Source organism: Chromobacterium phragmitis, assembly GCF_003325475.1.
Taxonomy (GTDB): domain Bacteria; phylum Pseudomonadota; class Gammaproteobacteria; order Burkholderiales; family Chromobacteriaceae; genus Chromobacterium; species Chromobacterium phragmitis.
The window spans coordinates 2,051,893-2,063,477 of sequence record NZ_CP029495.1 but is presented as its reverse complement, the minus strand read 5'-3'; the positions used below and the strand labels follow the sequence as shown (position 1 = coordinate 2,063,477).

General features: G+C 67.8%; 11 protein-coding genes. 4 read left to right on the top strand and 7 right to left on the bottom strand.

The genetic code is table 11. From position 1 onward, the window contains the following. Positions 1–2: 2 nt before the first annotated feature. From DK842_RS09730 to DK842_RS09715, 4 genes are read left to right on the top strand one after another with little or no spacing between them, the layout of a single operon-like run. The gene (locus DK842_RS09730) at positions 3–1,133 is read left to right on the top strand and encodes a LuxE/PaaK family acyltransferase (RefSeq protein WP_114061293.1); all 1,131 of its coding nucleotides are present in this window, start codon (positions 3–5) and stop codon (positions 1,131–1,133) included. 1 nt (position 1,134) lies between these two features. Further along, positions 1,135–3,540, top strand: coding sequence for an acyl-CoA reductase (locus DK842_RS09725; RefSeq protein WP_114061292.1), 2,406 nt, complete (start codon positions 1,135–1,137; stop codon positions 3,538–3,540). Between the two features lie 42 nt (positions 3,541–3,582). Further along, on the top strand, positions 3,583–4,845 hold the full coding sequence (locus DK842_RS09720) for a phenylacetate--CoA ligase family protein (protein WP_114061291.1): 1,263 nt from the start codon (positions 3,583–3,585) through the stop codon (positions 4,843–4,845). Then, the gene (locus DK842_RS09715; RefSeq protein WP_114061290.1) at positions 4,842–5,747 is read left to right on the top strand and encodes a GNAT family N-acetyltransferase; all 906 of its coding nucleotides are present in this window, start codon (positions 4,842–4,844) and stop codon (positions 5,745–5,747) included. The genes DK842_RS09720 and DK842_RS09715 overlap by 4 nt, the downstream gene beginning before the upstream one ends. Before the next feature lie 12 nt (positions 5,748–5,759). On the opposite strand, the gene DK842_RS09710 is transcribed toward DK842_RS09715, so the two are convergent. The 7 genes from DK842_RS09710 to oppB all read right to left on the bottom strand — a co-directional run bounded on the left by DK842_RS09710 (position 5,760) and on the right by oppB (position 11,505). Next, positions 5,760–6,107 (bottom strand): YbjQ family protein, encoded by a 348-nt coding sequence (locus DK842_RS09710; protein WP_114061289.1) that lies wholly within the window; start codon positions 6,105–6,107, stop codon positions 5,760–5,762. Between the two features lie 34 nt (positions 6,108–6,141). After that, positions 6,142–6,870, bottom strand: a complete 729-nt coding sequence (locus tag DK842_RS09705) for a 2-phosphosulfolactate phosphatase (protein WP_114061288.1) — start codon at positions 6,868–6,870, stop codon at positions 6,142–6,144. 250 nt (positions 6,871–7,120) lie between these two features. Continuing rightward, positions 7,121–7,543: a DUF3224 domain-containing protein gene (locus DK842_RS09700; RefSeq protein WP_114061287.1), complete on the bottom strand. Its 423-nt coding sequence runs from the start codon at positions 7,541–7,543 to the stop codon at positions 7,121–7,123. Positions 7,544–7,648: 105 nt separating this feature from the next. After that, positions 7,649–8,638 carry a murein tripeptide/oligopeptide ABC transporter ATP binding protein OppF gene (gene oppF / locus DK842_RS09695; RefSeq protein WP_114061286.1) on the bottom strand — a complete coding sequence of 330 codons (990 nt, stop codon included), beginning with the start codon at positions 8,636–8,638 and terminating at the stop codon, positions 7,649–7,651. Further along, positions 8,631–9,632, bottom strand: a complete 1,002-nt coding sequence (locus tag DK842_RS09690; protein WP_114061285.1) for an oligopeptide/dipeptide ABC transporter ATP-binding protein — start codon at positions 9,630–9,632, stop codon at positions 8,631–8,633. The genes oppF and DK842_RS09690 overlap by 8 nt, the downstream gene beginning before the upstream one ends. Positions 9,633–9,655: 23 nt before the next feature. Then, on the bottom strand, positions 9,656–10,570 hold the full coding sequence (locus DK842_RS09685; RefSeq protein WP_114061284.1) for an ABC transporter permease subunit: 915 nt from the start codon (positions 10,568–10,570) through the stop codon (positions 9,656–9,658). A gap of 14 nt (positions 10,571–10,584) precedes the next feature. After that, a complete protein-coding gene (gene oppB, locus DK842_RS09680) occupies positions 10,585–11,505 on the bottom strand; it encodes an oligopeptide ABC transporter permease OppB (protein WP_114061283.1) in 921 nt (306 codons plus the stop codon). Between the last annotated feature and the right edge of the window lie 80 nt (positions 11,506–11,585).

Here is an 11,585-nt window from a genome sequence, read left to right as displayed (position 1 = left end):
CCATGACCACGCTTTCCCATGTAGAAGCGCTGTGCGCGCTGGAACATCCCTACCGCGCCGACGCCGAATGCGACCGCCTGTTCGACGCCGCGATGCGCGAACTGGTCGACTACCACTGCGAGCACAGCCCCGGCTACCGCCGCTGGCTGGAGCAGAACGGCTTCACGCCGGAACGGCTGGCCAGCCTGTCCGACTGGTCGCAATTGCCGCCCATCTTCGCCAACTACTTCAAACGCCGGCTGCTGCTGAGCAAAACCGGCGAGAACGCGCTGGAGCTCACCTCCTCCGGCACCACCGGCCAGAAAAGCCGGATGCGCTACGACGAGCGCAGCATCGGCGCCGCCCAGCGCATGGTGGACCGCATTTTCGACTACTACGGCTGGAACACCCCGGAGCAGCGCTGCAACTACCTGCTGCTCAGCTACGAGCCGGCCGGCGCCATCACGCTGGGCACCGCCTACACCGACCAGTTCCTCAGCAAATACGCGCCGGTGAACCGCGCCGTCTACGCCTTGCGCCACAACGGCAAGGCCAATGAGTTCGATCCCTTCGGCACCGTGCGCGCGCTGCAGGAGTTCGCCGAGGAAGGCCTGCCGGTGCGCATCCTCGGCTTCCCCGCCTTCCTGTGGTTCACGCTGGAGCGGATGCGCGACATGGGCCTGCCGCCGCTGGCGCTGCATCCGGAATCGCTGGTCCTCCTCGGCGGCGGCTGGAAAACCCATGCCGACAAGGCGATATCGAAGACCGAGCTCTATCGCCGGCTGGGCGAGCAACTAGGCTTGCCGGACGAGCGTTGCCGAGACGGCTACGGTTCGGTCGAGCACCCGGTGCCCTACAACGAGTGCCCGCGCCACCGCTTCCACGTGCCCAGCTGGGCCCGCGCCTGGACGCGCGACACCGCCACGCTGGCGCGGCTGCCCTACGGCGAGGCCGGCTTCCTGCACCTGGCCTCGCCCTACATCACCTCCAGCCCCGCGCACAGCATGCTGCTGAGCGATCTCGCCGTGCTGCAGCCGGCAGAACGCTGCGGCTGCGGCCTGGCCACCGACTGGTTCGAGCTGTTGGGCCGCGCCGGAACCAGCAAGAGCCGCAGCTGCGCGCTGGCCGCATCCGAACTGATCAAGGAGTCCTGACATGTATCTGATTGATGGAGCATTGCGCGCCGACATCGACCTCGACGCGGCGCTGGCCGCGCTGAGCGGCCGCCTGGCCGGCACCCTGGCCGAACCGCTGGACGTCGAGACTGTGCTGTCCTGCGCCGAGCGCTTCGCCGACGCCCTGACCCGGACCGAGCATCATCCGCAGCTGGACGCGGCGGCCCGCGCCGAACTGGCCGCCCTCTGCCGACGCGAAACGCTGCGGGCCAAGCTGGAGCGCGAACTGGGCGAGCGGCCGTTCTCGCTGCGCCGGCCAGACTACCGCGAAGCCCGCTTCGAAGCCTGGCAGCCGCTGGGCCTGGTGCTGCACGTGACGCCGTCCAACGCCGCGCTCCTGCCGTTCATGGCGGCGCTGGAAGGCCTGCTGGCCGGCAACATCAACTGGCTGCGCCCCAGCGGCAGCGATCAGGGCCTGAGCGCCCGGCTGATGGCGGAATTCCTGAGCCACGACGCCGGCGGCAAGCTGGCCGCCCGCCTGGCGGTGCTGCCCGCTGCCAGCGGCGAGCTCTCCCGGCTGATGGCCCATGCCGACGGCGTGTCGGCTTGGGGCGGCGACGCCGCGCTGGCCGCGATCCGCGCCCAGCTGCCGCCGGGCTGCCGCTGGATAGACTGGGGACACCGCGTCAGCTTCGCCTATCTGCAGCCGGCCGCCGCCAGCGACATCGCGCTGGACGCGCTGGCCGACGACGTCTGCCGCCTCGACCAGCAGGCCTGCTCCAGCCCGCAGGCGCTGCTGGTGGACAGCGACGACCCCGCCGTGATCCACGACATGGCGCGCCGGCTGGCCGCCGCGCTCGCCCGCCGCGCGCCGCTGTGGCCCGCGCTGACGCCGGACCTGCAGGAAGCCGCCGAGATCAGCACCCGGATGGCTTTCCACAAGCTGGACCAGGCTTTCGCCGATGGCCAAGGCCAGGTGCTGTCCGGCCAGGGCTGGCGGCTGGCCTGGAACATGAGCCAGGAGCTGGCGCCGTCGCCGCTGTTCCGCACCGTGGAGCTGCGGCCGGCGCCGCGCGCCGCGCTCGCCGCCATCCTGCGTCCATGGCGCACCCATCTGCAAAGCTGCGGCCTGATCGCGCCCGCCGCGCAGCTGCCGGAACTGAGCCGCGCGCTGCTCGCCGCCGGCGTCAGCCGCGTCGCGCCGGCCGGCCGCATGCACGACGGCTACCATGGCGAGCCGCATGACGGCGTCTACGCGCTGCAGCGGCTGTCGCGCCGGGTGTCGGTCAGTCTGGACGCCGCCGCCCTGCCCGGCCACGCCCATCTGGACGCGCCGCCGGCCGAGCCCGCAGGCCTGGCCGCGCTGCCGCTGATGGACAAGGCCGCCTTTCAGAGCCAGCCCGCCAACGACAAGGCCCAGCTGTTCTTCCGCAGCGGCGGCAGCAGCGGCGCGCCCAAACTGGCCGGCGTCAGCTACCGCGACTACCGCCACCACATGCGCGCCGCCGCCGACGGCATGCTGGCCGCCGGCCTGAATCCATCCACCGACCGGGTGATGAACCTGCTGTACGGCGGCAAGATGTACGGCGGCATGCTCAGCTTCTTCTCGATACTGGAGCGGCTGGGCGTCGCGCAGTATCCGATGGGCGGCCCCTCGGACGACGATTTCAGCGAGATCGCCCACTTCATCGTCGAGCAGAAGATCAACACCCTGATCGGCATGCCCGGCACCCTGCATCGGCTGTTCGAATGCGAGAACAAGGTGCTGCGCCGCTACGGCGGCGTGCGCAAGGTGTTCTGCGGCGGCGAGCACATCAGCGACGGCCAGCGCGCCTACATCGGCAGCTTCGGCGTGGAGCTGATCCGCTCGGCGATGTACGGTTCGGTGGACGCCGGCCCGCTGGGGCATGCCTGCCCGCACGGCGGCGACGGCGAATTCCACCTGCTGGCCGAAGCTCAGTGGCTGGAAATCCTGGAAACCGACAGCGATCGGCCCGCCGCGCCCGGCGCCGTCGGCCGTCTGGTGTTCACCTCGCGGGAACGCGAAGCGCAGCGGGTGGAGCGCTACGACCTGGGCGATCTGGGCCAGTGGCTGCCCGGCCTCTGCCCCTGCGGCCTGGCCGCGCCGCGCTTCCGCCTGACCGGCCGCCACGGATCGCTGTTGCGGGTAGGCACCATCTTCGTCAACCCATCCGCGTTGACCGACAAGATCGGCCTGCCGATGCAATGGCTGGTGGACAACGCCGACAGCGGCGGCGACCGCATCCGGCTGCTGGCCGACGGCGACCCGTGGGCGATCCGCGCCCGGCTGCTGGAAGAGCCGATGCTGAACGAAGTGGTGGGCGGCGGCCTGCTCACACTGGAAGTGACCGCCACGCCCGCCGCCGAATTCCGCCGCCATCCGCACAGCGGCAAAACTCCGCTGGTGCTGGACCTGAGACGATGAAACCCGGCCGGCGCGGCCGCGCCGGCATGTACACACATAATTATGAATCCGAATCTGATATCGCTGGTCGACCACGCCCGCAACCATTCGCCATACTACCGCGCGCTCTACCGCGGCTTGCCAGCCCGGGGCTGGCGGCTGTCCGACCTGCCGCCGGTCGACCCCGCAGCTTACTGGCGCGACTCTCAAGACCTGTCGCGCTGGCCGGCGCTGACCGCCGCCCCTGTCGGCGGCCATGTCTTCAAAACCGGCGGCTCCACCGGCGACGGCAAGCTGTCGGTGTTCAGCACCGACGAATGGCGAGCCTTCGTCCAAACCTTCGCCGCCGGCCTCGCCCGCCAGCTGCGCCCCGGCGACCGCGTCGCCAACCTGTTCTTCGCCGGCGACCTCTACACCAGCCTGCTGTTCACCCACGACGCGCTGTCGCGCTCGCCGGTGCCGGTGCTGGAATTTCCGTTCACCTGCAATGTCGACGACGACGCGCTCGTCGACGCCATCCGCCTTCACCGGATCAATGTTCTGGCCGGCGTGCCGGCGCAGCTGTTGCGCTTCGCCCATTATCTGGATGAAAACGCGCTGGCCCTGCCCGGCGTGGAAACCGTGCTCTACGCCGGCGAAAGCCTATTCGGCGAGCAGATCGCGCTGCTGAAACAGGTATTCCCGCAGGCTCGCATCGGCTCGATAGGCTGCGCCAGCGTGGACGCCGGCCTGATAGGCTACGCCGACCCGGACTGCATCCACGGCGAGCACCGGGTGTTCGACGGCGACAGCGCCATCGAGATCGTCGACGAGGACAGCGGCGAGCCGATAGACGAGCCCGGCCAGCCCGGCCTGCTGCTGGTGACCAATCTGCAGCGCCGGCTGATGCCGGTGATACGCTACCCCAGCGGCGACCTGGCCTGCTGGCGCGAGCCGCCGGGCCCGAACCGCAAGTTCGCCTTGCTGGGCCGCGCCGGAAACGGCCACCGCGTCCGCGTCGGCACGCTGTCGCTGTTTCCGGACGAACTGGGCGCCGCGCTAAGCCGCCAGGGCGAACTGCTGGCCTGGCAGCTGCAGATCTCGCGCCGGCTCGGCCGCGACTGCCTGCGCCTGCTGCTGGCGGCGCGCGCGCCGCTGGATCTGTCCGCGCTGCGGCAGGCGCTGCTGCTGCAGCAACCGGCGATCGCCGCGCTGTGCGCCGCCGATCAGCTGCGTCTGGAGCTGGAACAAACCGCCCCGGCGCAGATGCGTACCCACCCCCGCTCCGGCAAGTTGATGCGGGTGGCCGATCTGCGCGACTACCAGCCTGAGGAGGCCATCGCATGAGCGCACGCCATCCGCAAGCCGCCTGGGCCCGCGACTACCAGCCGTCCGACGCCGCCGGCATCAGCGCGCTGTTCCGGGCCATCTACGACGACCGCTATTTCTACGCCGATGTCTATCTTCCCAGCCAGATCGAGCAACGCAACGCCAGCGGGCAATGGCGCTCGGCGGTCGCGATCCACGACGGCCGGCTGCTGGGCCATGCCGCGCTGTGGCTGGATCCGGCCCGGCCCGGCCAGGCCGAACTGGCGATGAACGTGGTGCACCCGGACGCGCGCGGCCAGGGCATCGCCAGCCTGCTGGGCCGCCATCTGCGCGCCGCGGCCCCTGGTCTCGGCATCGAGCTGCTGACGATCAAGCAGGTGTGCGCGCATCCGCGCAGCCAGTATGTCGCGCGCGCGCTGGGCTTTCACAACACCGCGCTGCTGCCGGACTACATCGACACGCCGTTCGCCGGGCCGGAGCCGGAAAGCATCTTGTTCGGCTGCTTGCCGCTGAAACCGCGGCCCTTGCCGCGGCTGGACTGGCCGGAAAATTGGAAGGAATGGCTGGCGCCGTTGCGGCAGGCCTTGGGGGAAGAGAGCGGCGCGGTCTCAAGCTCCAACTTGCCCGGCCTCGCGCTGGCGCGCCATGGCCAGCGGCTGGAGTTGACCGCCGGGCAGCCGACCCCGGCGCGGCTGGCCGAAATCGCCGCGCTGCCCGCCAGCCAGCTGATCTACCTGAAGCTGCCGGCGAACCAGGAGGCGCTGGCGCGGGAAACGCAACTGCGCGAAGCGGGTTTCCGCTTCGGCGGACTGTTGCCGGCGGCATCCGGCGGCTGGCAGCTGCTGTGGCTGCGCGGCGCGTCCGCGCGTGAGATCCGCTTTTGCGACGAGCAGGCGGAACGCCTGCGCCGGCTGGGCTAGCCAGGCGCGGAGTCAGCCGCCGCGGCCCGGCAGCGGCTCCAGCCTGACCGCGGTGCCGTAGCACAGCACCTCGGTGAGGCCGGTCATCACCTCGGTGGCGTCGTAACGCATGCCTATCACCGCGTCGGCCCCCAGCGCTTGCGCGTGCTGGCACATCTCGGCGTAGGTCTCCGAGCGCGCCCGCTCGCACAAGCTGGTATAGATGGTGATGTTGCCGCCGAACAGCGACTGCAGTCCGCCGAAGAAATTGCCCACCACCGAACGCGAACGCACGGTGATGCCGCGCACCACGCCCAGATTGGCTGTCACCCGGTAGCCGGGCAGTTCGAAGGCGGTAGTGACCATTTGGGCTGGCAGCATGGGACTCTCCAAAGTATGAAGACGGTACGACCGCTCAGGCGGCGGCCAGTTCGCGGCCGGCGCGGTAGGCGCCGTCCAGCAGCACCGGCGCGCAGGCGCTGATGTTCAACTGCGCCGCCAGCGTCACATCGTCAGGGAAGCCCCTGGCCACCAGCTCCGCTCCGGAGGCCGCGCCCTGCAAATGGCGCTCCAGGTCTGGCCGCGCCAATTCGAACGCCGCCTCGGCGGCCAAGGCCTCCGGCGACTTGCTGACCCGCAGCCGCTGGATGATGGCGCCGGCGCCGATGAAATCTTCATAGGCGAAACGCAGGCGTCCGTCCGGTCCAAGCTCGCCGGCGGCGACCAACAGCACATCGCCGCCCGCCTGTTCGATGTAGTCCGCCACCGCTGCGGCATTGCGCAGACAGCCCGCCAGGGTGCTCGCGGACTCGCTGGCCAGGCTCAGCGCGGCGCCGTTCTGCGACGGCAGCACCAGGCGGCTGCCCGCCTTCAGATCGCACAGCGAGCCCGGCGACAGCGATGGCTGGCTATGGCTGCGCTCCGCCGCCAGCATCGCCTTGTTCTCGCAAGCGAAGTCCACAGCGCCCGCGGCCTTGAAACGATAGGGCAACACCTCGGCGCCGTTGCCGCAAGCGATGTCGACGCTGGTGCTGAACGACAGCACGTCAACGATCACGCAATGGGCCGCCCGCCCGCTCAGGTGCTGAACCGCCGGCAAACCCCACTGCAATCGCACCGAATATTCTTGTTGCGCGTAATGCATCCCACATTCCCGATCCATGTGGAAAACCGCCCGCGGCTTGCGCCGGAGGCGGTGTTTCCGTCGACTCTTCGATACTGCCGCGGCCAAGCCGCGGCCCCTTGTCCCTGGCGCGCTGACGACGCCATGTTTTTATCAGTAAGGTCCGAAGATTAACTATTGGCGCGGGAAAATTCAAAACAAAACAGGCGGCTCGCCGGGAAAGGAAGCGAAACGGCGCGTTCCGCTGTTGGTTTCCCAACAGTTGGCCGACTCAGCCCCGCTTCAGCATCAAGGTGTATTCGCCGTTGCGCTCGCCAGCCTTGGCGAACAGGCGCCCTTCGCCGCTGATGCCGGCGAACCCTCCGCTGCCGCTGCCCTCCAGCACCTGCAACGTGGCCCGCGCGCCGCTGCGGGACGAGTACACGCCGTCATGGCGCAGCACGAAGCTGCCGCTCAAGCCGTCCCAGTCGCCAGTCACTCGCTCGAAGCCGGTGAAGATCACCTCCCCATCCGGATCCGTGGGATACAAGAGCTGGTACTCCAGCCTGCCCTCTCCCTGCAACGGCCCGCTCAACTCGTTGACGATGCTGGCGCGCTTGAGCTCGCCCGCGCCCTCCGCCTGCAACAGGCTCTGCTCCTGCCATTGCCGGGTCTGAAACGCGCAGCCCAGCGCAGAGACAAGATGGCTACCCATGATCGAACTCCTTTTCAGCAAGGTGACACTTCAGCATAACAGCCATGGAAAAAAAGCGCCGCCTGGCTAAGCCGGCGGCGCTCGCACTGATGGACGCTGCTAACGTCAAGCCAACAGGCAGGAGGCCTGAGTCTCCTCGCTCAGGCGGCGCAGCTTGGGCACCTCCTGCGCGCAACGCGCCTCCGCTTGCGGACAGCGGGTGCGGAACACGCAGCCGGACGGCGGGTTGATCGGGCTGGGCAAGTCGCCCTGCAGAATCTGAATGGTCTTGTTCCGCTCCAGCTTCGGATCCGGCACCGGTATCGCCGACAGCAGCGCGCGGGTGTACGGATGCGAGGGCACGTCGTACAGCGCGTGCTTCCGCGCCAGCTCCATCTCTCGGCCCAGGTACATCACCAGGATGCGGTCGGAGATGTGCTTGACCACGGCCAGGTCGTGGGCGATGAAGATCAGCGCCAGGCCCATCTCGCGCTGCAGTTCCTTCAGCAGATTGATGATCTGCGCCTGGATCGACACGTCGAGCGCCGACACCGGCTCGTCGCAGATGATCAGCTTGGGCTCCAGGATCAGCGCGCGGGCGATGCCGATGCGCTGGCACTGGCCGCCGGAGAACTCGTGCGGGTAGCGGTTGATCATCTGCTCCCTGAGGCCCACCTTCTTCATCATCGCCTTGACGCGCTTGAGTACTTCGTCGGCGGACAGCTCCGGCTTATGCACCCGCAGCGGCTCGCCGATGATCTGGGCGATGGTCATCCGCGGGTTCAGCGACGCCAGCGGGTCCTGGAAGATCATCTGAATGTCCTTGCGCACATTCAACCAGTCTTTCGGGCTGCCCTTGCGCAGGTCCTGGCCCATCCACACGATCTCGCCGTCGGTGGCCGGAATCAGGTTCAGGATGGCTCGGCTGAGGGTGGACTTGCCGCAGCCGGATTCGCCCACCACGCCCAGCGTCTCACCGGGATAGAGGTCGAAGCTGACGCCGTCCACCGCCTTCAGCGTTTTCTTCGGGCTCCACGGCCAGGCGTCGCCGCTCTTGACCCGGAAGTGCACCTTGACGTTGCGCACCGAGAGCAGCGCTTGCTTGTTGTCAGACATGGGTCACCTCCTCGGCGGCTTGCACCAGTTCCTCCGCCGGCTTGTGACAGGCGCGCAGAATCTGCGGGTTGAGCGGATTGGCCGCCAGCGGCGGCAGTTCGCCGGCGCAACGCGCGACAGCGTGCGCGCAGCGTTCGCTGAACGGACAGCCCTTGGGCATGCTGGCCATGTTCGGCGGATTGCCCGGAATGCTGACCAGCGCCGAATCGTCGTGATCCAGCCGCGGCAGCGCGCCCAGCAGGCCTATGGTGTAAGGGTGGCTCGGATGGTAGAAAATGTCGTCGGCGCGGCCGTACTCCATCGCCCGGCCGCCATACATCACCAGCACGTTTTCGCACAGCCCGGCCACCACGCCCAAGTCATGGGTGATCATGATGATGGCGGTGCCGAAATCGCGCTGCAGGTCCTTCAGCAGCGACAGGATCTGCGCCTGCACCGTCACGTCCAGCGCGGTGGTCGGCTCGTCGGCGATCAGCAGCTCCGGCTCGCACAGCAGCGCCATCGCGATCATCACCCGCTGGCGCATGCCGCCGGAAAATTCATGCGGGTACATATTCACCCGCCGCGCGGCTTCTGGAATGCGCACCGCGTCCAACAGCTCGATTGCGCGCTTTTTCGCGTCGCGGCGGCTCATGCCCTTGTGCAGCTCCAGCACCTCGGTCATCTGCCGCTCCACCGTCAGGTAGGGGTTCAGCGAGGTCATCGGGTCCTGGAAGATCATCGACACGCGGTCGCCGCGGATGCGGTTGAGATCGCGGGTCGGCAGCGTCAGCAGGTTCTGGCCGTGGAACAGCGCTTCGCCGCTGGCCTGGCCGTTCTTGGCCAACAGGCCCATCATCGCCAGCATGGTCTGGCTCTTGCCGGAGCCGGACTCGCCGACGATGCCCAGGGTCTGGCCCTTGTTCAGCTCGAAGCTCACGCCGTTGACGGCGTTGACCACGCCGTCGTTGGTCTGGAACTGAACCCCGAGGTTGTTGACTTTCAAAATGCTCATGGCTTGCCTCGTCTATCCTGGGGTCAGCGGTCTTTCGGGTCCAGCGCGTCGCGCAGGCCGTCGCCGATGTAGTTGGCGCAATACAGCGTCAACGACAACATGCCGGCGGGGAACAGCAGCATCCAGGGATGGGTTTCCATCACCTTGGTGCCGTCGCCGATCAACACGCCCCAGCTGGTCATCGGCTCCTGCACGCCCAAGCCGAGGAAGGACAGCACCGACTCGGTCAGGATCACGCCCGGCACCGTCACCGTGGTATAGATCACCACGATGCCCAACAGGTTGGGCACGATGTGGCGGAAGATGATGACGGGAGTGGACACGCCGATGGCGTGGGCGGCCTCGATGTACTCCTTGGATTTGATCGCCAGCGTCTGGCCGCGCACCACGCGCGCCATGTCCATCCATCCGAGGATGGTGATGGTCAGCACCACCAGGTAGAACTCGCGGCCCAGCAGCGTCACCATCAGGATGGCGATCAGCAGGTAGGGCACCGCGTACATCATGTCCACGATCCGCATCATCAGGTTGTCGATCTTGCCGCCGAGGAAACCGGCGGTGGCGCCCCACAGCACGCCGATGATCACCGCGGCCAGCGTGGCCAGCGCGCCCACCATCAGCGAGATGCGGCCGCCGATCAGGGTGCGCACCAGGAGGTCGCGGCCCAGATCGTCGGTGCCGAATAAGTGCATGTTTTGGAACGTGGGCGCCAGGCTGATCGCATCCCAGTCGGTATCGGCGTAACCATTGGACAAAAACATCGGTCCGAAGATACAGGACAGCGTGATCAGACTCAGGATCACCAGGCTGACCACGGCGGCCTTGTTGCGGAAGAAGCGGACGCGGGCGTCGCGCCACGGGCTGCGGCCCTCGGTCGCCGCTTCGGCGAGTCCGCTTTCCAATGCCGCGACGGCCGCGGCTTGCTTGCTTTTCATCATTGCGGGCTCCCCCCTCAATAACGGATCTTGGGGTCGAGCATGGCGTAAGCCAGGTCGACGAGGAGGTTGAACACCACGGTGATGATGGTCACCAGCACCACCAGGCCCAGCACCAGCGTGTAGTCGCGGTTGGAGGCGCCGTTGACGATCAGCTTGCCCAGGCCGGGCAGCGAGAAGATGGACTCGGTCACCACCGCGGAGGTGATGGACGAGATCGCCAGCGGCCCCAGCAGCGTCACCACCGGCATCAGCGCCGGCTTCAGCGCATGGCGCAGCACGATGACACGCATCGGCAAGCCCTTGGCGCGGGCGGTGCGGATGAAGTTGCTGTTCATCACCTCGATCAGGCTGCCGCGCATCACGCGGCCTATCGTCGCCACGTTGATGAAGGTCAGCAGCGCGACCGGCAACACCATGTAAGAGAGGGCGAAATCATTCCAGCCGCCGGACGGCAGCCAGCGCAGCGTCACCGCGAACACCAGCACCAGAACCGGGCCGATAATGAACGACGGGAAGGCGCTGCCCATGCTGCCCACCAGCATCACCAGATAATCGATGGGGCTGTTCTGGCGCAGGGCGGCGATGGTGCCGAGCAGCACGCCGATGAACAGCGAGATCACGATGGCGCTGCCGCCGATGGCGGCCGACACCGGCAGCGCGTTGGCCACCAGGTCGTTGACGCTCCAGTCCGCGTAGCGGAACGACGCGCCCAGATCGCCGTGCAGCAGGCTGTTCAGGTAATAGAGATATTGCTTCCACAGCGGCAGGTCGAGGTGATATTTCGCCTGCAGATTGGCCAGCACCTCGGCGGAGACTTTGCGTTCGCCATCGAACGGACCGCCGGGGGTCATGTGCAATAGCAGGTAGCAGACCGTGATCACGGCCCATACGGTCGGAATGGTTACCAACACGCGGCGTAAAGTGTAAGACCACATACGAGAAACTCCGGATCATCGCCCAGCCGGCGGCCGGCGGCCGCCCGGCGGAGCCGGGAGGGCTGGCGATGATGACACCA

What these genes read in the sequence shown, in the direction of transcription:
- oppB (WP_114061283.1), bottom strand. Translation starts at nt 11,505, where the DNA reads ATGTGGTCTTACACTTTACGCCGCGTGTTGGTAACCATTCCGACCGTA.
- DK842_RS09710 (WP_114061289.1), bottom strand. Translation starts at nt 6,107, where the DNA reads ATGCTGCCAGCCCAAATGGTCACTACCGCCTTCGAACTGCCCGGCTAC.
- DK842_RS09725 (WP_114061292.1), top strand. Translation starts at nt 1,135, where the DNA reads ATGTATCTGATTGATGGAGCATTGCGCGCCGACATCGACCTCGACGCG.
- oppF (WP_114061286.1), bottom strand. Translation starts at nt 8,638, where the DNA reads ATGTCTGACAACAAGCAAGCGCTGCTCTCGGTGCGCAACGTCAAGGTG.
- DK842_RS09730 (WP_114061293.1), top strand. Translation starts at nt 3, where the DNA reads ATGACCACGCTTTCCCATGTAGAAGCGCTGTGCGCGCTGGAACATCCC.
- DK842_RS09715 (WP_114061290.1), top strand. Translation starts at nt 4,842, where the DNA reads ATGAGCGCACGCCATCCGCAAGCCGCCTGGGCCCGCGACTACCAGCCG.
- DK842_RS09690 (WP_114061285.1), bottom strand. Translation starts at nt 9,632, where the DNA reads ATGAGCATTTTGAAAGTCAACAACCTCGGGGTTCAGTTCCAGACCAAC.
- DK842_RS09705 (WP_114061288.1), bottom strand. Translation starts at nt 6,870, where the DNA reads ATGCATTACGCGCAACAAGAATATTCGGTGCGATTGCAGTGGGGTTTG.
- DK842_RS09685 (WP_114061284.1), bottom strand. Translation starts at nt 10,570, where the DNA reads ATGATGAAAAGCAAGCAAGCCGCGGCCGTCGCGGCATTGGAAAGCGGA.
- DK842_RS09720 (WP_114061291.1), top strand. Translation starts at nt 3,583, where the DNA reads ATGAATCCGAATCTGATATCGCTGGTCGACCACGCCCGCAACCATTCG.
- DK842_RS09700 (WP_114061287.1), bottom strand. Translation starts at nt 7,543, where the DNA reads ATGGGTAGCCATCTTGTCTCTGCGCTGGGCTGCGCGTTTCAGACCCGG.